The sequence below is a fragment of the Pantoea sp. PGP6 genome, from assembly GCF_053474785.1.
Genome location: NZ_JBQBMA010000002.1, coordinates 117,577 through 139,190, shown reverse-complemented (window position 1 = coordinate 139,190; position 21,614 = coordinate 117,577). Strand labels below are relative to the sequence as shown.

Below are 21,614 nucleotides of genomic sequence, written 5' to 3'. Positions count from 1 at the left end.
GGCGGCCGGATTATGCAAACAGCCGCTGGATCAGTAACTGACAGTAGGAGGCGGTGACCTCCCGATCGTTAAACAGGATGTGGTACATCACCGGTGCCACCACCCCATCAGTCACCCGCCCGACATCAAAGCCCGACTCACCGCGCGCCAATGCCCGGTTGTTTAGCGTTTCGAGATGCTGCACGGTATAGCCACAGCATTTCTGGCTGGCGTCTCCGCTGTAACTGCCGATCACGTCGGCCAGCATTTCACGCCCGACTTTTGATGACATCTCTTCAGCATACTGCACGATGAAAGCGGTCAGATCGCCGATCATCTCACCGGTATCTTCCGGTTCAGCAATCGGCCGCAGCCGGGCGACCGCGACGTCTGCCAGTAACTGCGACAGGTCACCCCAGCGGCGATAAATAGTAGAAGGGGTAACGCCAGCCTGCTCAGCAATCATCGGCACGGTGATCACCGCGCGATCGGTGGTTTTTAGTAACTGATTAACCGTTTTGTGGACTTCAGCCTGGATTCGGGCACTGCGGCCCCCCTGACGAATCATCTCCTTTGCCATCTGTTCCTCCTGCTCTCAGCGGCGATCTGGCGAGTTAAAGCAAATAATTTGCATTAACTTATCGCTGGCAGTTTACCTTATCGGGCGATGCATGGGCAGTAACGTGCGGTTTCCGGCTTTTTAGCCACCCCCGCAGATTTCATGCGCCAGCCTGACGACTGCTGGGTTGCTGAATAACCGGCTGGCACAGTCAGCTTCTGCCGCCGCATGCATCGATCCGATTTACCACGCGCAACATGAATCCAGCCGGTCTGACCTTCCCAACAGGGGGATCCAGGCGTAATGTGACAATAGCTGCCTGATCGTTGCCACCCGGGCATTGGCGATGCCTGCAAGCTGTGCGGGTTCCAGCCAGTCAGAGAGCGGATGGTTAAGCGTCATCTGCCCCTCTTCGCTAAGCTGCAGAAGGATAACGGCGACAAATACTTTGGTGATACTGCCAATGCCAAACGCAGTATCGGCTGAATTTCTCAGACGGTTGCTGAGGTCAGCATATCCCGCGGCGTACTGCCAGATCAGACGGTCCGTTCTGCCGATGGCTACGGATATCGTCGGAAAATCTTTGCAGGGCTTTTCATCCAGCAATTTGCTGAGCTGATCGGCACTGGCGGACATTGCTGTTCCTCACGGTTAGCCTATTAAGCATACAACGCATCACGGCTGATGCAGCCTCCGTTCACGCTGGCCGCACAGGCCGACGATGTACCCGAAGCTGATTGCCGGGGTTTGCAAAACGCTGCCTGATAACAGGCTGGCTAGCACAGGTCGTTAAACGGAAGTCGATGTTGACCACGATCAATTCACGCCGGGCGCTGCACAGGTAGATTCGCGCGGTCAGCCTGACACCGGTCATGGCTATGTTTGAGACAGGCGGCACTGCCGGTCATTATCCGCCAGTGGCACTGACCAGCAGTGCCATCGGCACTATGCTTAATCACTGTGGCTTAATCACTGTGGCTTGATCACTTTGGCTTAAAACATCAATGTGCCAGCAAAGCGATCATAAACGAGGAAATCCCATGAACATCACAGGTCCTGCGGGTTACCGCATCTTAACGGCGATGTTGATAATAACGGCACTGAGCTGCATCGCGACGCCCGCACAGGCTATCAGCCGCGCCTATCGCGCCCAGCTTGAGCGCAGCGGATGTAACCAGATGACCGACGCCGACGGCACCTGCGACATCAGAAAAACCAGAGCGCAGAATCAGGCAAATAGCGTAAACGCCCCTGCCTCCAGCCTGAAGCTGGATCAGCTGATCGGCAAATCGATTGATGTCGCCTCCGGTCAACTGATGGCTGACGGCTGGAAAGCCAATGGAGGACGCTGGTATCACGATAATCGTGTTCTGACGCTGACCGTCGCCGATAACCTTATCACCATGGTCTCCCTGAAGCATGCCGGACACGCCTCACTTACGCTAAAAAAAGAGTAATACAGCAGAACGGATTAGCTGGCCTGTATCCCGCTATGGTGGTTTCAGACGTAGAGCCTGATGCCTGTCAGCAGGCAAAATACCTGACCTGTCTGGACTCAGGTCGCTGTGCGCTGTGTACAGAGAAGGATAGAAAAGCGAGGTTAACAGGTAAGGAAACGGGCAAAATCGTTCCGGACGCCAATTAAAATCGTCTGGTTCTCTTCTCCTGAGACCAACCGCGAAGCAGCCAATGGCTTTGTTGAATAAATCAGATTTCGGGTAAGTCTCCCCCGTAGCGGGTTGTGTTTTCAGGCAATACGCACGCTTTCAGGTATACCTGCTTTCGTCATTTTGTTCAGCGCTCGTACCAGGGCCATAGCCTCCGCAACCTGACCATCGTAGTCACGCAGCGTCAGTGAACCCCCGAACAGCTGTTTTACCCGGTACATCGCCGTTTCCGCTATCGAGCGACGGTTGTAATCTGTTGTCCATTTCCACCGCGCATTACTCCCGGTCATTCGCTGATTAGCCACTGCACGGTTACGGTCTGCATATTCACCGGGCCAGTAACCCGCACCTTTTCGGGGAGGGATAAGCGCGCTGATTTTCTTACGCCGCAGTTCATCGTGACATAGCCGGGTATCGTAAGCGCCATCGGCGGCGGCTGACCTGATTTTCCGGTGGGTTTGCCGGATTAACCCGGGGAAGGCCTCTGAGTCCGTAACGTTGTTCAGCGACAGGTCAGCGCAGATGATTTCATGTGTTTTACTGTCAACGGCGAGATGCAGCTTACGCCAGATACGGCGGCGTTCCTGGCCATGCTTTTTGACTTTCCACTCGCCTTCACCGAAGACCTTCAGCCCGGTGGAATCAATTACCAGGTGTGCGATTTCACCCCGGGTGGGCGTTTTGAAACTGACATTAACCGACTTTGCCCGCCTGCTGACACAGCTGTAATCCGGGCAGCGTAGCGGAACGTTCATCAGAGAAAAAATGGAATCAATAAAGCCCTGCGCAGCCCGCAGGGTCAGCCTGAATACGCGTTTAATGACCAGCACAGTAGTGATGGCAAGGTCAGAATAGCGCTGAGGTCTGCCTCGTGAAGAAGGTGTTGCTGACTCATACCAGGCCTGAATAGCTTCATCATCCAGCCAGAAAGTTATGGAGCCACGGTTGATGAGGGCTTTATTGTAGGTGGGCCAGTTGGTGATTTTGAACTTTTGCTTTGCCACGGAACGGTCTGCGTTGTCGGGAAGATACGTGATCTGATCCTTCAACTCAGCAAAAGTTCGATTTATTCAACAAAGCCCCTGACAGGCATAAATATCATTGATTTATAACTACACCTCAGGGTTATAATATTTACCTGTCGGATTCAGAAAAATAATTAAGTTCGTTAATAATGTACTCAGGTTCTTTACTTAAGGGCATGTTATCCATATCTAAAACCCCATCAACTTTTAGCGGAATATCAGCCTGTAAACCCGCAAACAATGGCGTAAGAACCTGCTGTGCTTCGCCTCTTTCAGTCACCAGCTCAAAGGTTTTATTTTTAGCTGCATCATCAGTCAATACACTAATCAGCACCTGGGCGATTTGCTCACGAGATATCACACCATCCTCGGGTATTCCGGCATGGCGTCGATCACCCTGAAGCATAACAATTTGGTGCTCATCATCACTGTTGTAATCAAACCAGCCCGGCCTGACGATGGTATAAGGATGCCGACTGGCTCTGACCAGACGCTCAGCACGTCTTTCCCAGTCGTGAACCTCAGTACGTTGATTCCACATACTGAGCCGCTCAGTAACGCCAATCATTGTCATTAAGGAAATGCGAACAGGTTTTTGCTTAAACAGTTTCAGTATATTAAATACACCACCATAATCTATTGCTCTGGCACCCTCGCGCCCCTGACCATCGGAACCCAGCGTGAAGATAACGGCATCAATATCCTTCGTCATATCAGTTAATGTTTCGGGCATTGAAACATCGCCATAAAAAAATCCGCGCCATGAGGAAGCAATTTAACTTTGCGCCGGTTTCTGACTAAAGCCACGGGTTGATGCCCCATTTCAATAGCTGTTTTCATGACTTGAAGCCCTATACTTCCTGTCACTCCGGCAACGCGTATTTTCATAATAAACCTTGTGATATAAAACAATTATTTTCGTTATGGTCAGAATATCAATTATCATATTTTTTAGTAATGGAGTTAAAATGATTGTGTCTATGACCACCTTTCATGAGTGCTCTCTGGAGGGAATGCCTGATTAAGGAAATCGCCCATGCTTAAAGAAAACTTCAACGAACTCCAGATTTTTCTTGTTGTGGCAAGGGAGCGAAGTTTTACTAAAGCTGCCGGCAAACTCGGCGTGTCTCAGTCAGCGCTTAGCCACGCGATAAAATCACTGGAAGAGCGGTTAAACATTCGTCTTTTGACCCGAACCACCCGAAGCGTTGCCCCGACAGAAGCTGGCGAGAGAATTATCGCCTGCCTTGAACCCCGTATTGCCGATCTTGAGCAGGAGCTGGAGTCGCTTATTCAGCTGAATGGCACGGCTTCAGGCAATATCCGGTTATCTGCAGGAGAACATGCCGCACGCAGCCTGGTCTGGCCAAAGTTAAAACCCTTCCTGCGGGAATATCCCGACATCCGTGTCGACCTGGTGGTTGATAATGGTTTTGTCGACATTGTCGATGGACGTTTTGATGCCGGGGTTCGTCTTGGCGAAAGTATTGCTAAGGACATGGTTGCCGTGAGGATTGGCCCCGATATGAGAATGGCAGTGGTTGGTGCGCCATCCTATTTTGCAGCTAACCCTGCGCCTGAGTCGCCGCATGATCTGCAGAATCATCGATGCATCAATATGCGTTTGCCGACTGCCGGTGGTCTTTATCACTGGGAGTTTGAAAAGGATGGGAAGCCGCTACGTGTCAGGGTTGAGGGACAAGTCACGTTTAACCTGCTGGCCGAAAGGATCGACGCTGTTTTATCTGGCTTTGGTCTGGCGTGCGTGCCTGAGAATATGATTCAGGATCATGTAACGTCAGGTCACCTTGTTCAGGTTCTGCAGGCGTGGTGCCCCACCTTTCCCGGATATTATCTTTATTACCCAAGCCGTAAACAGCATCCGCCCGCTTTTGCGCTGATGATAGAGGCGCTTCGGTACTCAGAGTAACGGGTCTGCAATTTGATGCAGACCCGTTACAGACTTACCGGCCGACACGGGCCTGATGTTCAGGCGAGTAACGCTCGCCGACGATCTTTATCGTGTTAAGCGCCTCTGTTACCTGAAGCAAATCATTTTGAGAAAGAATAACATCAGCAGCAGCCACGTTTTCCGCCAGCCGATGCAGTTTGGTGGTGCCCGGTATGGGAACAATCCATAGTTTTTGAGCCAGCAACCATGCCAGCGCGACTTGCGCAGACGTCACTCCTTTTTCTGTAGCCAGTTCCGCCAATAAAGTGACCAGCTTTTCATTGGCTTCTATCGCTTCAGCAGCGAAACGCGGTACTGTGCTACGGTAATCATCCTTGCCAAACGTGGTGCCTGACTTAATCGAACCCGTCAGGAAGCCTTTGCCTAATGGGCTGAACGCCACAAAACCAATGCCCAATTCCTCCAGCAACGGCAGGATCGCCTGTTCAGGCTCACGCCACCACATGGAATATTCGCTTTGCAGGGCAGTGACAGGTTGTACTGCATGCGCACGCCGAATCGTTTGCGCGCCCGCTTCGGAAAGACCGAAATGTTTGACCTTACCTTCTGCTATCAGGTCCTTTACCGTACCCGCGACATCTTCAATCGGAACATCCGGGTCGACACGGTGTTGATACAGCAGATCAATGACATCGGTCTTCAGACGACGTAAAGACCCTTCAACAGCTTCACGGATATGCTCCGGACGGCTGTTTAAAATCTGCTGCTTGTTGTCATCGCCGAAGGTAAAACCAAACTTAGTGGCGATGACCACTCGGTCACGAAACGGTTTTAAGGCTTCACCGACAACTTCTTCATTAAGGAAAGGGCCATACACCTCAGCGGTATCGAAGAATGTGACGCCACGTTCAACCGCTGCGCGAATAAGCTCAATAGCCTGACGAGTATCGGTCGCTGGTCCGTAGCCGTGGCTTAAGCCCATGCAACCGAGTCCCAGAGCTGACACTTCCAGCCCGGATTTTCCCAGATAACGCTTTTGCATTGAATGAATACCTCTTTTATCGCGACTTAAACATCAAGTTTGCGGCCAGTCAGCCATTCCACCATCGCTGGATCGCGATGCGAGAAGAAGGCACTGGTGGCGGTATCGAGTGCGGCAATCTGCAGCATATCTTCAGAACTGAGTTCAAAATCAAGGATATTGATATTTTCTTCCATACGTTCTTTTCGTACAGATTTTGCCAGTGAAACAATGCCACGCTGGAAGATCCAGCGCAGGACAACCTGACCCACGCTTTTGCCGTACTTTTCACCCATTGCAGTCAGGACAGGATGCTGAAACAGGCCATTTCTCCCTTCTGCAAAAGGGGCCCATGCTTCAGGCTGAACGCCACGACTTTGCATCCATGGCACAGCATGCAGTTGCTGATTGAAGGGGTTAACTTCAATCTGGTTTACCGCAGGGGCAACCTTGTTGAAGGCCATAAGGTCGGCAAGCCTGTCAGGATGAAAGTTACTTACGCCAATGGCGCGAATTTTGCCGGCCTGTTGCATTTCTTCCATGGCACGCCATGCGCCATGGACATCGCCGTAAGGCTGGTGAATCAGATACAGGTCAACGTAGTCCAGCTGCAGCCGGTTCAGTGAACGTTCAAACTGCGCTTTCGCACCTTCGTAGCTGGTATCCTGCAACCAGAGCTTGGTTGTCACAAAGAGTTCATCACGTGCGATGCCGATCTGTTTCAGTGCTTTCCCTACCTGAGTTTCGTTCTGGTAGGAGGCCGCAGTATCTATCAGTCGATACCCCGTATCGATAGCATCAATGACAGCTCTCTCGCATTCAGCGGCATCTGATATCTGAAACACACCAAAACCCAGCAGGGGCATTTCCATACCGTTGTTCAGTTTTACAGTTTGCATGACGTTATCCTCCAGCTGTTGTATGGAAAAGCATAACGCAAAGTGATTTATTCGATTAGATAGGGCAATGAGCTAGGGTTAATTAATTTCATTCATTAATCGTGACTGAACTCAGCCTTCGCTCGCTCACTCCCTACTGCAAATTTTTTTCTTTCAGAAACTGGCTGACTAAATCAGCGATTTGCACATTATTCAGGTCAGAGAACGGGAAGTGGGTATTACCTTTGATTCCCGCTTCAGGCAGATGCGTCACTGTCACATCTCCGCCATGTTTGTTCACCACATCGCGCCACTCGCGGGCCATAGCCAGACGTACTCGCCAGCTGTCCTGAGCCGGCATAGCTGCAGGTTTATCCGGTATGTTATCGCCATAAATAATCAGGATCGGGATTTTAGTCAGCGCCATAAACTGTTCCATCGGAACAGGTTCACCTTTCAGTGTGTCAAATGCGCTTGGCATTGGTGCAGGTAATTCTTTCTCCGGGAAAACAAAACTGCTACCCGGTTCGAAGGCGACAATGGCTTTGACCTTGCTGTTTTTCATTGCGGTGTACCAGCCGGGACCACCGCCCTGAGAGTGAGTGAAGAGAATAGCCGGACCAGATTTATCCACTACGGCGGACATGGCATCAGATATTACATTGATATCAAATGGCCCGGTATTCGGGGTCATCTGGCGGAAATACTGATTCAGAGCTTCTTTATCGTGAGAGAACTGGACGCCTTTAAAATAGTCTGGCCAGACACCTACACGGAACTGATTGAACCACATCTGCTCATCCGGCTTCGGCGTTACAGTGCCTTCTGCCGTCGTGCGTCCCGCACTGCCCCGACGCGGTTGGTCAACCAGATACGTTGCGAATCCACGACGCAGGAATATGTTCTGGAATCCTTCACGACCGTCCGGCGTACTTTCCCAGGTACGCGAAAACTGGCCTGCGCCATGCAACATGACCAGGGGATATTTATGAGGATTCTCCGGGATCTGGTAGAACACTGATGCATGATCGCCATGATAAGTCTGGCCAGCGGAATCCAGCGGCTTCGTTGCGTCAAACTTCCCGGGAGCGGTGATAACAGTACCACCGGCAGAAAAGCATCCCTGGTCCCGAATGACCAGAGGCGCGGCATAAATGGACTGAGTCACCAGACCACCTGCCATCATGCAAATGGCCAGCGTTTTTTAAGATTGTTTTCAAGATTACGTCCTCTGTTACGTTTGGCGTTCAATCATATCTGAGTTGTCAGAGAGGATTATTTGGCCCCCTGTGATTACCCTTATCTGAGAATTTTATGAGCACGGGTAATCAGCTGCGTATCGTCTCTAACCAGTTCGTTACCGTTTCCGTGGTTCTTCGTTCCTGATCACATTCAATGACCAGAGCTTTTCCCCGATGCGCGTCCGGGGCAAGATTTGCAAGAATATCGTCGCTGTCACCTTTGCCGTAACCGCCATGGGTAATGAAAGGTATAAGCAACTTCTCCGCCAGGTTATGGCTGCTCAGAAAGGTCTGCACTGCGGGCGGCACGCTGGTTCCCCAGACAGGGAAACCTAAATAGACAGTTTCGTAGCGTCCGATATCGGGTACGCTATTTTTTAAAGCCGGTTTTATTCCCCGGGCTCGCTCATTTTTCGCCTGCTCAACGGTCTTAAAATAGTCTTCCGGATAAGGTGCAGCCGGTTCGATTTCAAACAGATCGGTTTTCAGGCTTCGGTGAATGACACCCGCAATGACCCGTGTATTGCCACTACGGGAAAAATACGCCACCAGAATACGGCTGTTGCCCTGAACGTTAGCAGTTCCGGGCGCCGCCGATGCCAGTGAAACGTTCGCCAGCGAAAGCCCGGCAAGCGCTGTGATCAGCATTCGTCGGGTAGGATCATGGGGCATAACTGACTCCTCTATTTACGCGCCAGTGCCTGCTGTAGCGCTTTTTCAGCACGCATGGCGGCATCATTTTCGCCATGCGCACGCAAAACCTCTGCCAGCTGGCGCAACTGAGCAGCCGTCAGGCCGACCCGCATACTGGCACGGGTATGCGATAACAGCTGGGCTTCAACACCTGGCGTGGCCGCCAGTGCGCCGACCGTTGCCAGTTCACGGCTTTGCCAGTCGAGGTTATCTCGCGCGAAAATGTCGCCGAACAGGTGGGTTTGCAGGAACTGATTGATGGCCGGTGCAAAATCAAAAAGTGGCCCCTGGACGGGTGCCCCTGAGATTCTGGTCTGATTAGCGGTGCCGATCTGACGAAGTTCATCACCGACAGGGATGGGCGAAGCAGGTTCTGCACCCTCAACATCTTTAATGCCGCGTTGCTTTCGCGCGTCAACAACCTTCATCAGCGCACTGAGGGCATTCAGGCTGCGAGGAAAACCCGTATAAGCATAGAGCTGCACGAGAATTTCTTTGGCCTCGTTTATTGTGAGTCCTGCATCCAGTCCCTGATTCAGCGCACGGTCCAGCTTATCCATCTGACTGCTGGCCATTGATGCTGCAATCAAAGGGATAGCCTGCTGACGGGTCGTCAGCGCGTCTGAAACGGTTTTTTCCTGGTTCATTTCTGAGGTGCCTTTCGCCGCTGACGCAACGTTTGTCAGGAGACCAAAACCAGCGGTGAGAAGTACCGCTGCCATCAATGCTTTAATGGGCATGGTATTGTTCATCTGTCACCTTCTCCATCCAGTTAACGCTTTTACCATCGACGATCCCCGTAATCGCCAGATGCGTTAGGGCGCTGTCAGGCGAAGCACCATGCCAGTGCCTGACGCCAGGAGGGCAGGAGACGACATCACCAGGGCGGATTACCTGCACAGGCTGACCTTCCTGCTGCATGAGCCCGACACCGGCAGTGACAATGAGTCGTTGACCTGCCGGATGCGTATGCCAGGCGGAGCGGGCACCCGGCTCGAAGGTGACGTAAGCGCCTGAAACTCTCATATTGTTATCAGGTCTGAAGAGAGGATCAACCCGGACACGCCCGGTAAAATTCTCCGCAGGTCCATATACTGCGGCCTGGCTTCCAGCGGGAGCAATCTGAGCTGAGGTATTTTGCTCCGCAGCCCAGGATGGGACAGTAAAAAGAGGCAGTAACAGCCCGATGTAGCGTAAATGTCTGATCATGCAAAGCGTCCTTATCAGTCATGAGGTGGAAAGCCTGCGATGATTCTAGCGAGAGTGGCATGTCGTCAGGCTGACGATCTCCTGACAATTGTGTCAGTTAAATGTATTCCGGATTCCACCTCAGGAAGAACATCACAGAACGCTTTTCCGGGTTGCATTGCAAAGTTCAGTCCAAACGTATTGACGCCACTTTTACTGCGCGCAAAGACATCTCCCTGGTGCATAATAGCAACGGCACGTACGATCGAAAGGCCCAGCCCATGATGGGTATCACTGTTGGCTCTGGAGGTGTCGACCCTATAGAAGCGTTCGAAAAGTCGACGTAAATGCTCTGCTGCAATGGGCTCTCCCGGATTTGAAACCTCAACACAGGCGTAATTATTTTTTTCGCTCAGCCTGACGGTCACCGTGCTTGCCGGAGGTGAATGCCTTGCACTGTTTTCCAGTAAATTAGCCAGGGAGCGGTGAAATAACCGCCGGTCAATATGCGCAATGACATCGCCCTCAACGTCCAGTGAAAGCTGTTTTTCAGCAAACGAGGGTTCGACATATTCCGCTGTTTTGAGGGTTTCTTCCCGCAGGGAGACCCGGGCAAGCTGAGAAGCATGTTCACCTGCATGAGCATGTGACAGAAAAAGCATGTCGTTAACGATCGATGTCATACGTTCAAGCTCCTCGAGATTAGAACCGAGTAACTCTTCCAGTTCATCATGTGACCGCCGGCGTGATAGCCCCAGTTGCGTCTGACCAATAAGATTTGTAAGTGGCGTTCGGAGTTCATGGGCCACATCCGCATTAAAACTTTCGAGTTGTCTCCACGCTATCTCCTGACGCTCCAGCACGCCGTTAAATGACGAGGCGAGTTGCTGCAACTCTTTGGGTAATCTCGTGGTATCAAGGCGTTGGCCGTGGTCTCCAGGGGCGAGTTGTTGCGCCTGTTTGCTAAGGGCGCCTACCGGACGCAGGCCGATTTTTGAGACCATATAACCCAGTAAAGCGACAACAAAGACACCCAGTGCGGTAATAATCAGCAGTGTGCGGGTGAACGCATTGAGTGTGCCCATATACGGTGTGGAGTCGATGGCAACGACATAGCGCAACTCAGGTCTTTCACCCTTTGGGGGGATAGTTTTCACTAACAGGAAAAGTGAACAAGGTCCGTCGGAGGCGCCGGGCATTTTATTGAAGCCTTCCTGTAAAGAAGACCACCCGACTCCCACTGGCGGTGTACCACCGATACTGAACCGTGGATCATCACTGACAATCCAGTAGCGAACGCGCTCACCTTCGGAATTGGTCAGAACGGTGAACTTACTGGCAAGCACTGACCAGCCGTCAGCTGAGGTTCGGGCGGTGATCCACGGGCTCATTAATGATTCCCGAAACAGCAGCTCGTTGTGCATTTGCTTTTGCAGGGATTCATGTAATGAGCTTCTTAGCAGGATGCCGATAACAGAAACAATCAGAAGTGCCGATAATGCAAACATCAATGCCAGATGGACTGAGATGGCGCGCTTTTTCATGCTTACCCCCTTCATTTATACTGGCCTGACTTCCAGAACGTACCCCATCCCGCGCACGGTATGGAGTAACTTAATGTCGAACGGGGCATCAATTTTTGCCCGCAGACGTTTAATGGCAACCTCAACTACGTTGGCATCACTGTCAAAATTCATGTCCCATATCTGTTCAGCGATCATCATCTTTGACAGAATCTCGCCCTGATGACGGGCCAGAAAGCTCAGCAGAGCAAATTCCTTCGCGGTCAGCTCAAGTCGCGTTCCGGCACGAAACACCCTGCGAGCCAGCAGGTCGAGTTGCAGATCGTGAATCTGTAATTGCGTGATGTCGGCACCATCTGTTGACCGGCGACGTACCAGAGCCTGAATACGAGCTACCAGTTCGATAAGCGAGAACGGTTTGGGGAGATAGTCATCTGCGCCAAGCCTGAGTCCTTTGACGCGCTCATCGACCGATCCCCGTGCAGATAACATCAGTACGGGGGTCTGTTTACTGGCGCGTATGCCTTCAAGTACCCGGTAGCCATCCATCCCCGGCAGCATCACATCAAGAATTATCGCGTCGTAGTCGAACTCCAGCGCGTAATGAAGACCTTCGGCACCCTCTGCAGAAACATCCACCGTAAAACCCGATTCACCCAGCGCACGACTGAGATAGGTTGACGTTTTTTCTTCATCTTCGACTAACAACAGGCGCATAACGGGGATTTCCTCTTAACTTTTCAGCGGAGCTTCAACATCTGAATAAACCTGTACTGCATCCGGCAGCCGTTGCCCCCGGACGATGATAGCGTCCAGTGAACCGGTCAGCTCGGTCATCTCAGCAGGGGTCAGCGAGACGGCAACAGAAGCCGTGTTCTGCAGCATATGGTCTTTATTTGTGGTTCCCGGGATCGGGACTATCTAGGGTTTACGTGCCATCAGCCATGCCAGCGCAATCTGACCCGGTGCGGCGTCTTTTCTTATCGCCCAGGTTTTCAGTAACTCAACCAGCTGTAGGTTATGCGGGAGGTGGTCGGGGGAGAAGCGGGTTTCTATGGCGCGTATATCACCTGCAGCAAATCGGGTTTTTTCATCAATCCAGCCTGTTAAAAACTGTACGCCTAGTGGGCTCCACGGCACAAATCCAATCCCCAGCTCCTCACAGAGCGGAAGCACATGTTTTTCTGGTCCTCGCCAGAGCATGGAATATTCACTTTGTACGGCAGTGACAGGTAATGCCGCATGCGCCCGCTTCAGCGTATTGATGCCCATCTCGGACAGACCCCAGTGCAGGACTTTCCCCTGATCCATTAAATCCTTTATGACACCGGCGACGTCTTCGATCGGAACCTGAGGATCGACCCGGTGCTGATAGAGTAAATCGATGCGATCGGTATGCAGGCGCTTAAGCATGTTTTCTACTACCAGCCTGATATGCTCCGGTCGGCTATTGAGGCCAGGCAGGCGTTTACCTGTCTGCTGATCAATGTTCCAGCCAAACTTGGTGGCGATAACGATTTTATCCCGGAAAGGGCCAACGCCTTCCCCGAGGATTTTCTCTACTTCAAAGGGTCCGTACGCTTCTGCTGCGTCAAAGAACGTTACACCCTCATCAAATGCCCGGCGGATAACCTTCACCATCTCAGGACGCCACGGGACAGAGGTATCATATTTACGGCTCATGTTCTGCACGCCCAGGCCAAGGGCAGAAACGTCGAGATTACCGAGTTTGCGTCTGCTCATTGCCGCAACGCGCTGGCTACTGTGTCCCGTTGAATCGACCTGAAAGGATTTCCCCGCCGCCGTTGCCTGGGGAACAATTGATGCGGCGGCAATACCGGCCCCGGCGAATAACAGCTTACGTCGTACTGGCATTGCAGGGTTGTTTTGACTTTTCATGGACCATTCCTTTTGCAGCAAATTGAATATGAATCCCATTTAACCAGAGAACATTCTGCTCCCTGATTGCCAACATAATGCTGACGGCTGGCTGACAGCCCTGTCAGAAAAGGTTCCCTGCCCGATAACGCTTCCTGACAAAAATGTTATGTCTCTGTCACGATGCTGACAGCCCCCCGCTCCTAATCTGGGACTGCATATTTGATACCGCAGCCTGCAGAGCCGGGCTGACACGCATCGGGAGAGACCATGAAATTCACGCTTATAAGCGCAATACTGCTCACGGCAATAGCCGGAGCGACTTCAGTCAATGCGGCTGACTACAAAAAAAACCCCTTTACGCTCGCTTATGACGGTGCCATCACTGAGAACGTCAAAGGCAAGGTCAACATCCATCCGGTAAAATACGATCTGCATGGCATCCAGATTGCCGCGAATGTCTACACCCCGGCCAATTACGACCCTGCAAAAAAATACCCTGCAGTGGTGGTCGCACACCCCAATGGTGGTGTGAAAGAACAGGTCGCCGGGTTGTATGCGCAACGCCTCGCTGAGCATGGTTACATTACTATTACTGCCGATGCAGCCTGGCAGGGCGGCAGCGGTGGCAGACCTCGCAGTGTGGATAAGCCTGCAAACCGCATTGAGGATGTTCACGGTATGGCTGACTACATCAGCCAGTATCCGGGGGTGGATACGTCCCGCCTCGGCCTGCTTGGCATCTGTGGCGGCGGTGGGTATTCACTTGTTGCAGCCGAAACGGACAAACGGTTCAAATCGATCGCAACAGTCAGCATGTTTAATTCAGGGCTTGTACGCCGTAATGGTTTACAGGATTCACAGCTGGATACTGTCCAGCAGCGGCTGCAGCAGGCTTCTGACGCGCGGGCTCAGGAAGCTGCCGGAGGGAAGGTTCTTTATTCCGGCGATGCAAATCTGACTGATGAACAGATCGCTAAATTACCTTTTGCCTTATACCGACAAGGCTATGAGTACTACTGGAAAACCCACGCGCACCCGAACTCTACCTTTAAATACACGACAAGTAGCCTGCTGGATTTGATGAACTTTGACGTGACAGACCACATCAATCTCATCAATAAACCGCTGTTAATGATTGCCGGTACAAAGGCAGATACCTTGTATATGACCGAAGCTGCATTTGCTAAAGCGACCGGTACGAAAAACAAAGAACTGTTCCTTATCGACGGTGCAACCCATATCGAGACTTACTGGGTTCCCGGATATGTTGATCAGGCAATGCAAAAGTTAGACGTATTCTTCGATAAGAATATTTAGTCAGCCTCCGAGGACACCCCGGTCTGTCAGGCTGGGGGATATCACCTGCCTGCCGTCACTTCACGCTTCACTTCACTCTTTTCTTTTAAGTGATATTGAACCGCTCCGGTTTTCCTGGAGAGTATTTTGCCTGAGTGATCAGGCTGCCACATCCCGGTCATTCAGCGAAGCGTAATAGGCTTTTTCTGCCTCCACTGGCGGGATATATCCGGTCCGTTCCATCAATCGGTGATTATTGTACCAGTCCACCCATTTCAGCGTAGCCAGCTCAACATCCTGTCGGGTTTTCCAGCTTTGCCTGTGGATCACCTCCGCTTTGTACAACCCGTTGATACTTTCTGCCATCGCATTGTCATATGAGTCGCCCGTGCTGCCTGTTGAAGCCAGCAGCTCCGCGTCCTGCAGCCGTTGCGTGTACGCCAGTGACACATATTGCGAACCTTTGTCGCTGTGATGGATGGTACCGCTCGGGCGTCTGGCCCACAGCGCCTGCTCCAGTGCATCCAGCACGAACGACGTTTCCATCGTGGATGAGACCCGCCAGCCCACGATAACACCGGCGAACACATCAATGATGAAGGCCACATATGCGAACCCCTGCCAGGTGCTGACGTAGGTAAAATCGGCCACTCAAAGACTATCGGGCCGTTCAGCCACGAACTGCCGGTTCACCCGATCCTGCGGTGTTTCGGCTTTGTTGCTGCGGGTGGTTCTGACACTTTTGCCGCGTGTCACCCCACGTAGCTGCAGGGCTTTCATCAGGCGCTCAATGGTGCAGCGGGCAACGCCGACACCTTCACGTTTTAGCTGTCGCCAGACCTTACGCACACCGTAAACGCTGTAGTTTTCTTCGTATACGCGCTGTATCTCAGGTATCAGCACGGCATCGCGTTTATCCCGACTACTGCGTCGTTCAGGACACTTCCGGCGTTGCTGATGCCAGTAGTACGTTGACGGAGCAATATCCAGCTCATGACAGACTGGCCCGACCCCGTGTTCACCGCTCAGATTTTCCAGAAGCGACATTATTTTTTCCAGTGGCGGTCGAGCTCCGCCTGGGCAAAATACGCTGAAGCCTGACGCAGAATATCATTGCTGCGGCGCAGCTCGCGGACTTCCCGCTCCAGTTCTTTCAGACGCTGGCGTTCGCTGGCAGTCAGCGCATTCTGCTCATCATCAACGGGCTCCTGCTGACGGATCCAGATACGCAATGTCTCGGGAGTGCAGCCGATCTTAGGGGCAATGGAGCAGATAGCGGCCCATTGTGAGTTGTAGGTATTCTGGTTTTCCAGAACCATACGAATAGCGCGTTGACGAACTTCAGGGGGAAATCGGTTATGTTTTGTCATCCTGGTTACCTCTCTCAAAGAGTGTAGTCTCCAGGATTACCGGGGCGGTTCACCCTTCGAGCCGGTGACTTTTAGGTTATGACAATATGCCCCATGACTTATAAGTGATGACATTAGGGGTTTTCAGGCGCGATTTACCCTATGACATTTGGGTATACCCGGGCAAACTTTTACGCTTTGTGGGAATCACGTCGGATTTTCAACAGAATTCACGTAGCACGATCATTTGTTGAAGATGCTAAGTCCGCTATGAGCGAAGAGCGGACATTGTGCATTAGCGCTAACGGTTCAATCTTTGGAAATCAGCTCGATTCAGTTCGGATAATTTCTCTTAGATAATGATAAGGTTAAGTCTCCCTACAACATCTGGACAGGTGTGAAAGTGAGCATTTCAGCGATACATGAATGGCGTATGAATGATTTTCTGATCAGTACAGACAATGCAAAGTTGAACATACAGGCTGTGCATCAGTATTTGACGAGATCTACATGGGCAAAAGGTATAGATCTGGAAACCGTCACGGCTTCAGTAGCGAACAGCCTTAACTTTGGCATTTATCACAATGAATCTCAGGCAGGATTTGCACGTCTGATAACGGACTATGCTACTTTCGCGTATCTTTGTGATGTGTATGTACTTGAGGAATACCAGGGCGACGGGTTGGGGAGATTGCTTATGGAATGTATTCATAGCCACCCGGTGTTTGAAAAGCTTCGTAGGATCTTGTTATTCACAACAACTGCGCCCTGGCTTTATGAAAAGTTTGGCTATGAACCGGTGAATAAGAAAAACTACGCGTGGGCTATCAACCGGCCTGATATCTATACCAATAGATAAAAGCAAACATAACAAGTATTTCTCAATACCCGGCCACAGTTCCTTTGAAAGTACAACGTCCGCTTCTGGCACGAAGCGGACCTCATTGTCCCGTGGCCAGTAAAAGGCTAGACAGTGCATGTTAACCGCATCGTGGCCTGTCACTCACTTTTAACTGGCACTTGCCCGGTTAAGCGGTTTCTTATACTAAAGCAGGGGCATAACAGAAGGTTATGGGTACGGAACGTGTCAGGGCGATTGCGCTGTTTCTGACGATGTAGTTCGATTACACCGGGACCGGAGGTTGAGGTGAAAGCAGGAAAATCAGATTCTGTAAAACAGACAAACGAGATGCTGGGCAGTGGTAACTATAATGAAGTCGTTCTGGATTTTGACGTCAGCAGTGATGATTTTTTTGAGATAGCTGACAGCTGGAGTGACAAAGGCGCAAAGATAAGCAAAGAAGGGGAGAGGTTTAAGATTAAAGTCCCCAGTCAAGCCTGAAAATAAAAAGGTGCGACTGAGACCTCCCTTACACAAAACCCGCCCTGAGCGGGTTTTTTCTGCGCCTTTTGAAGGTAGTGATGGGATGAATGGCGAGTTCGGGCAAAGTGAATTGCCATGCAGTCAATGTCCACTATGAGCGAAGAGCGGACGTCAAAATCATGATGACAGGTGAGTTCTGCCAATTTTACCATAACGTCCTTTTTACGCAGGGCATGAAAAAAACCCGCCAGGGCGGGTCTTTAGCAACTTATTTCAGGAAACCTTGCGATCAGGAGCACCTCTCCGGCTGATCTGGCCTCCCTTTCTGCCTGCTTCACGGGCTCGCTCTGGGTTGTTCTTGAAGTTCCCGCCGCTTATGCGGCCACCTTTTTGGCCAGCTTCTGCAGCCCGTTCTGGATTTTCCGCAAAATTGCCGGCACCGCCTCTACGTCCTGCCATAACGCCTCCGGTTTGAGTTAAGTAAAGCCAGATAAAGCATAGCCTTAACTTTTTCCCTCTGCGCCTAATCAGGCGTGCACAGCGCTCAGACTGCCGCATCGATCGTTTTTTGCCGTTTTTAAGGCAAAAAAAACCCGCTCAGGGCGGGAAAAATTCGTTACAGAGAAATATCTCTGTCTCTAATAGCGCAACTTAAAGTTATTTAAGTTCCTTCCCTGCCAGAGCGGCAGCTTTCGCGTATCCTGCAGGCTTCGCCTGCCGTACGGGCACAACTCACAGCAAGCAGGTCCCCCATGTACGGAAACCAAGACAAAAGGCTGTCTGACACAATAATTGGCGAAGCCATCCTTGAGCTGCTCGATGAGGGAGCGCGCATAACCAATGCCATACTTCTCCTGAAGCTGCAGACTTTCCTGATCGCCGCAGATGAAACGTGGCGGGAGATAGCGATACGCGCCGCCATCAGAAGCGTCCAGGCGGCAGATCTGGATGGCGGCAGCAGAGCAGGCGCACAGCCGCCCCATCTGCACTGAGCGCAGCAACTCCGGGTGAACCGGCCAGGCGCCCGGATTTAACATAAGAGTTCTTGGCCGCACCGCCTGAGAGTCCATCAGCGCGATTCTGCGGCCTGACGGCCGTTTCCGGCACCTTTCTATGCCTGCATCGTGAAAAACGCCACTGGAGATTTCTGCGCGGCTGCATGGCTATGCACTGTTAACTGATCTCTGCAGATTAGTACATGCCGATGTTAGCAACGTCCGCTTTTGGCACACAGCGGACCATTAAATAAACTTTTGCGCTGTTCAACAAACACATCACATCAACCATCAGCTAATACATTCTACTTCTTAACTTCTTCAACCTCCAGCCGCTCCAAATCCCTCCATCCAGGCGTTTTCAATCAGTTTCCAAGCCTCATCCCCGCCTCTTTCGCTGCAACTTTAAACTGCGCTTTCAGCTCAGGTGCGATCCGGATCTGAAATGTCGGAAATTTACCGGATTTGGACTTTTTTACGTCACGTTTGACCGTTGTCTTGTATGGACCCTCATGATTATCGATGAATAGTCAGGTATGTACCTTGATATCCGTCGGCTTGATATTCAGCGCCCGCTTCAGGTCAGCAATTCTGACAGCGTCATAGCCATGTTCATGAAAGTGTGCCTGTGCAATTGCGACTAATGCTTCGCGATCAAATGCAGTTCATCGGTAAGCGTCCAGCGAGGGCCGTCTGGTCATAATCTGATTCATCCGACAAAGTGGTGTCCACCAAATAAGTAGTGGGAACCAAAGTGTCAGATATGCAGAAAAATGTGACTCCCGGCAGGCGTAAGGGCTGCCCTAATTATTCTCCTGAGTTTAAGCAGCAGCTTGTTGCGGCCTCATGCGAACCCGGTATCTCCATCTCAAAACTGGCGCTTGAAAACGGTATCAACGCCAATCTGTTATTTAAATGGCGCCAGCAGTGGCGTGAGGGAAAGCTGCTATTACCTTCCTCAGAGAGTCCTCAGCTACTCCCTGTGACTCTCGATGCCACCGCCGTACAGCCAGAGCAGTACGCAGAGGATCCTGAGCCCCTCAGTATCAGCTGTGAGGTAACGTTCCGGCACGGAACGCTTCGCCTCAACGGCACTGTCAGCGAAAAGCTCCTGACTCTGCTGGTACAGGAACTTAAGCGATGATCCCGCTACCTTCCGGCACTAAAATCTGGCTGGTTGCCGGCATCACCGACATGCGCAACGGCTTCAACGGGCTGGCTGCAAAAGTGCAGACGGCGCTGAAAGACGATCCGATGTCCGGCCACGTCTTCATCTTCCGGGGCCGCAGCGGCAGTCAGGTGAAACTCCTCTGGTCTACCGGCGACGGGCTGTGTCTGCTGACCAAACGGCTGGAGCGCGGCCGCTTCGCCTGGCCGTCAGCCCGCGATGGCAAAGTGTTCCTGACGCCCGCGCAGCTGGCGATGCTGATGGAAGGTATCGACTGGAGGCAGCCTAAACGGTTGCTGACCTCCCTGACCATGCTGTAGGCCTGTTTATCCTGGTTGTCGCAGAATAAGCCTGGTAAAATGCGGGCTTATGAACGACACCTCTTCTGACGACATCCCTCTGCTGAAACAGCGCCTGGCTGAACAGGAAGCGTTGATCCACGCCCTGCAGGAAAAGCTGAGCAACCGGGAGCGCGAAATAGACTATCTGCAGGCGCAACTGGATAAGCTTCGCCGGATGAACTTCGGCAGTCGTTCCGAAAAGGTCTCCCGCCGTATCACACAGATGGAAGCCGACCTGAACCGGCTGCAGAAGGAAAGTGATACGCTGGCCGGTCGGGTGGATGACCCGGCAGTGCAGCGCTCTCTGCGGCAGACCCGCACCCGTAAACCGTTCCCCGAATCACTCCCCCGCGATGAAAAACGGTTGCTGCCGGCAGAGGCATGCTGCCCGGACTGCGGCGGTGCGCTGAGCTATCTGGGCGAAGATACCGCCGAACAGCTGGAGCTGATGCGCAGCGCCTTCCGGGTTATCCGGACCGTACGGGAAAAACATGCCTGCACAAAATGCGACGCCATCGTGCAGGCCCCCGCCCCTTCACGCCCCATCGAGCGGGGTATCGCCGGGCCGGGGCTGCTGGCCCGTGTGCTGACCTCAAAGTATGCAGAGCATACCCCGCTGTACCGCCAGTCAGAAATATACAGCCGCCAGGGTGTGGAACTGAGCCGTTCACTGCTGTCGGGCTGGGTGGATGCATGCTGCCGGCTGCTGTCACCGCTGGAAGAGGCGCTTCAGGACTATGTGTTGACCGACGGCAAACTCCATGCCGATGATACCCCAGTGCAGGTGCTGTTGCCGGGTAATAAGAAGACGAAGACCGGGCGGTTGTGGACATACGTTCGTGATGACCGCAACGCCGGATCAGCGCTGGCACCGGCCGTGTGGTTCGCTTACAGCCCGGACAGAAAAGGGCTCCACCCGCAGACCCATCTCGCGGGCTTCAGCGGAGTGCTTCAGGCGGATGCATACGCCGGGTTCAACGAGCTGTACCGCGATGGCCGGATAACGGAAGCCGCGTGCTGGGCTCACGCCCGCCGTAAAATCCACGATGTGCACGTCCGCACCCCGTCAGCCCTGACAGAGGAAGCCCTGAAACGTATCAGCGAGTTGTATGCCATCGAGGCGGATATAAGGGGAATACCGGCAGAGCAGCGCCTTGCTGAACGTCAGCTGAAAACGAAGCCGCTACTGAAAACACTGGAAAGCTGGCTGCGTGAAAAGATGAAAACGCTGTCGCGACACTCGGAGCTGGCGAAGGCGTTCGCATACACCCTGAACCAGTGGCCGGCACTCATGTACTATGCGGAGGACGGCTGGGCGGAAGCCGATAACAACATCGCTGAAAATGCCCTGCGGATGGTCAGTCTGGGTCGTAAAAACTGGTTGTTCTTCGGCTCAGACCACGGTGGTGAGCGTGGCGCGTTGCTGTACAGTCTGATCGGGACGTGCAGACTGAACGGCGTGGATCCAGAAACCTACCTTCGCCATGTGCTTGACGTCATAGCTGACTGGCCGGTCAATCGGGTGCGTGAACTGCTCCCCTGGCACGTAGCACTGCCAACTGAATAACACATCC

The 21,614-nt window shown here is 52.3% G+C and carries 21 protein-coding genes, 4 pseudogenes and 1 other annotated feature; of the genes and pseudogenes, 8 read left to right on the top strand and 17 right to left on the bottom strand.

From position 1 onward, the window contains the following. Positions 1-10: 10 nt before the first annotated feature. Both ACLIBF_RS21060 and ACLIBF_RS21055 read right to left on the bottom strand, forming a co-directional pair. Positions 11-559 (bottom strand): TetR/AcrR family transcriptional regulator, encoded by a 549-nt coding sequence (locus ACLIBF_RS21060; RefSeq protein ID WP_448310504.1) that lies wholly within the window; start codon positions 557-559, stop codon positions 11-13. A gap of 222 nt (positions 560-781) precedes the next feature. Further along, positions 782-1,174: a serine hydrolase domain-containing protein gene (locus tag ACLIBF_RS21055; protein WP_448310503.1), complete on the bottom strand. Its 393-nt coding sequence runs from the start codon at positions 1,172-1,174 to the stop codon at positions 782-784. Positions 1,175-1,578: 404 nt separating this feature from the next. On the opposite strand from ACLIBF_RS21055, the gene ACLIBF_RS21050 reads away from it, so the two are divergent. Beyond that, positions 1,579-1,995 carry a hypothetical protein gene (locus tag ACLIBF_RS21050; protein WP_448310502.1) on the top strand — a complete coding sequence of 139 codons (417 nt, stop codon included), beginning with the start codon at positions 1,579-1,581 and terminating at the stop codon, positions 1,993-1,995. A gap of 290 nt (positions 1,996-2,285) precedes the next feature. On the opposite strand, the gene ACLIBF_RS21045 is transcribed toward ACLIBF_RS21050, so the two are convergent. Both ACLIBF_RS21045 and ACLIBF_RS21040 read right to left on the bottom strand, forming a co-directional pair. Continuing rightward, on the bottom strand, positions 2,286-3,209 hold the full coding sequence (locus tag ACLIBF_RS21045; RefSeq protein ID WP_001118618.1) for an IS5-like element IS903B family transposase: 924 nt from the start codon (positions 3,207-3,209) through the stop codon (positions 2,286-2,288). A 130-nt stretch (positions 3,210-3,339) separates the two neighbouring features. Then, positions 3,340-4,118, bottom strand: a pseudogene (locus ACLIBF_RS21040) (SDR family oxidoreductase). A 148-nt stretch (positions 4,119-4,266) separates the two neighbouring features. Here ACLIBF_RS21040 and ACLIBF_RS21035 point away from each other — a divergent pair. Then, on the top strand, positions 4,267-5,160 hold the full coding sequence (locus ACLIBF_RS21035; protein WP_448310501.1) for a LysR family transcriptional regulator: 894 nt from the start codon (positions 4,267-4,269) through the stop codon (positions 5,158-5,160). A 34-nt stretch (positions 5,161-5,194) separates the two neighbouring features. On the opposite strand, the gene ACLIBF_RS21030 is transcribed toward ACLIBF_RS21035, so the two are convergent. The 9 genes and pseudogenes from ACLIBF_RS21030 to ACLIBF_RS20990 all read right to left on the bottom strand — a co-directional run bounded on the left by ACLIBF_RS21030 (position 5,195) and on the right by ACLIBF_RS20990 (position 13,429). Then, positions 5,195-6,184 (bottom strand): aldo/keto reductase, encoded by a 990-nt coding sequence (locus ACLIBF_RS21030; RefSeq protein ID WP_448310500.1) that lies wholly within the window; start codon positions 6,182-6,184, stop codon positions 5,195-5,197. Between the two features lie 26 nt (positions 6,185-6,210). Continuing rightward, a complete protein-coding gene (locus ACLIBF_RS21025; protein WP_448310499.1) occupies positions 6,211-7,062 on the bottom strand; it encodes an aldo/keto reductase in 852 nt (283 codons plus the stop codon). A 133-nt stretch (positions 7,063-7,195) separates the two neighbouring features. Beyond that, positions 7,196-8,261, bottom strand: a pseudogene (locus tag ACLIBF_RS21020) (alpha/beta hydrolase). A 108-nt stretch (positions 8,262-8,369) separates the two neighbouring features. Next, positions 8,370-8,954, bottom strand: coding sequence for a flavodoxin (locus tag ACLIBF_RS21015; RefSeq protein WP_448310498.1), 585 nt, complete (start codon positions 8,952-8,954; stop codon positions 8,370-8,372). Positions 8,955-8,965: 11 nt separating this feature from the next. Continuing rightward, positions 8,966-9,727 carry a carboxymuconolactone decarboxylase family protein gene (locus tag ACLIBF_RS21010; protein ID WP_448310497.1) on the bottom strand — a complete coding sequence of 254 codons (762 nt, stop codon included), beginning with the start codon at positions 9,725-9,727 and terminating at the stop codon, positions 8,966-8,968. After that, positions 9,705-10,184: a (R)-mandelonitrile lyase gene (locus ACLIBF_RS21005; protein WP_448310496.1), complete on the bottom strand. Its 480-nt coding sequence runs from the start codon at positions 10,182-10,184 to the stop codon at positions 9,705-9,707. Before ACLIBF_RS21005 ends, ACLIBF_RS21010 begins: the two co-directional genes overlap by 23 nt. A gap of 65 nt (positions 10,185-10,249) precedes the next feature. Then, positions 10,250-11,707, bottom strand: coding sequence for a heavy metal sensor histidine kinase (locus ACLIBF_RS21000; protein WP_448310495.1), 1,458 nt, complete (start codon positions 11,705-11,707; stop codon positions 10,250-10,252). Positions 11,708-11,722: 15 nt separating this feature from the next. Then, positions 11,723-12,403 carry a heavy metal response regulator transcription factor gene (locus tag ACLIBF_RS20995; RefSeq protein WP_031594267.1) on the bottom strand — a complete coding sequence of 227 codons (681 nt, stop codon included), beginning with the start codon at positions 12,401-12,403 and terminating at the stop codon, positions 11,723-11,725. Between the two features lie 15 nt (positions 12,404-12,418). Beyond that, positions 12,419-13,429: pseudogene (locus tag ACLIBF_RS20990) on the bottom strand (aldo/keto reductase). 405 nt (positions 13,430-13,834) lie between these two features. On the opposite strand from ACLIBF_RS20990, the gene ACLIBF_RS20985 reads away from it, so the two are divergent. Continuing rightward, positions 13,835-14,884, top strand: coding sequence for an alpha/beta hydrolase (locus ACLIBF_RS20985; protein ID WP_140034343.1), 1,050 nt, complete (start codon positions 13,835-13,837; stop codon positions 14,882-14,884). A gap of 138 nt (positions 14,885-15,022) precedes the next feature. On the opposite strand, the pseudogene ACLIBF_RS20980 reads toward ACLIBF_RS20985, so the two are convergent. Next, a pseudogene (locus tag ACLIBF_RS20980) lies at positions 15,023-16,233 on the bottom strand (IS3 family transposase). Continuing rightward, positions 15,839-15,955: a sequence feature (AL1L pseudoknot), on the bottom strand. (Overlaps the previous pseudogene by 117 nt.) Before the next feature lie 412 nt (positions 16,234-16,645). On the opposite strand from ACLIBF_RS20980, the gene ACLIBF_RS20975 reads away from it, so the two are divergent. Beyond that, entirely contained in the window at positions 16,646-17,071 is a 426-nt protein-coding gene (locus ACLIBF_RS20975; RefSeq protein ID WP_448310494.1) for a GNAT family N-acetyltransferase, read from the top strand. A gap of 288 nt (positions 17,072-17,359) precedes the next feature. Further along, the gene (locus ACLIBF_RS20970; RefSeq protein WP_448310493.1) at positions 17,360-17,554 is read left to right on the top strand and encodes a hypothetical protein; all 195 of its coding nucleotides are present in this window, start codon (positions 17,360-17,362) and stop codon (positions 17,552-17,554) included. 255 nt (positions 17,555-17,809) lie between these two features. On the opposite strand, the gene ACLIBF_RS20965 is transcribed toward ACLIBF_RS20970, so the two are convergent. The 3 genes from ACLIBF_RS20965 to ACLIBF_RS20955 all read right to left on the bottom strand — a co-directional run bounded on the left by ACLIBF_RS20965 (position 17,810) and on the right by ACLIBF_RS20955 (position 19,055). Further along, the gene (locus ACLIBF_RS20965; RefSeq protein ID WP_448310492.1) at positions 17,810-17,995 is read right to left on the bottom strand and encodes a general stress protein; all 186 of its coding nucleotides are present in this window, start codon (positions 17,993-17,995) and stop codon (positions 17,810-17,812) included. Positions 17,996-18,174: 179 nt separating this feature from the next. Then, positions 18,175-18,573 (bottom strand): hypothetical protein, encoded by a 399-nt coding sequence (locus tag ACLIBF_RS20960; protein ID WP_448310491.1) that lies wholly within the window; start codon positions 18,571-18,573, stop codon positions 18,175-18,177. Between the two features lie 323 nt (positions 18,574-18,896). Beyond that, the gene (locus tag ACLIBF_RS20955) at positions 18,897-19,055 is read right to left on the bottom strand and encodes a toxin-antitoxin system HicB family antitoxin (RefSeq protein ID WP_448310713.1); all 159 of its coding nucleotides are present in this window, start codon (positions 19,053-19,055) and stop codon (positions 18,897-18,899) included. 239 nt (positions 19,056-19,294) lie between these two features. On the opposite strand from ACLIBF_RS20955, the gene tnpA reads away from it, so the two are divergent. The 3 genes from tnpA to tnpC are packed head-to-tail and all read left to right on the top strand — an operon-like array spanning position 19,295 to position 21,607. Continuing rightward, positions 19,295-19,675: an IS66-like element accessory protein TnpA gene (gene tnpA, locus ACLIBF_RS20950; RefSeq protein ID WP_052908739.1), complete on the top strand. Its 381-nt coding sequence runs from the start codon at positions 19,295-19,297 to the stop codon at positions 19,673-19,675. Beyond that, positions 19,672-20,019 carry an IS66 family insertion sequence element accessory protein TnpB gene (tnpB, locus tag ACLIBF_RS20945; protein WP_052908738.1) on the top strand — a complete coding sequence of 116 codons (348 nt, stop codon included), beginning with the start codon at positions 19,672-19,674 and terminating at the stop codon, positions 20,017-20,019. The genes tnpA and tnpB overlap by 4 nt, the downstream gene beginning before the upstream one ends. A gap of 49 nt (positions 20,020-20,068) precedes the next feature. Further along, on the top strand, positions 20,069-21,607 hold the full coding sequence (tnpC, locus tag ACLIBF_RS20940; protein WP_052908737.1) for an IS66 family transposase: 1,539 nt from the start codon (positions 20,069-20,071) through the stop codon (positions 21,605-21,607). Positions 21,608-21,614: the final 7 nt, after the last annotated feature.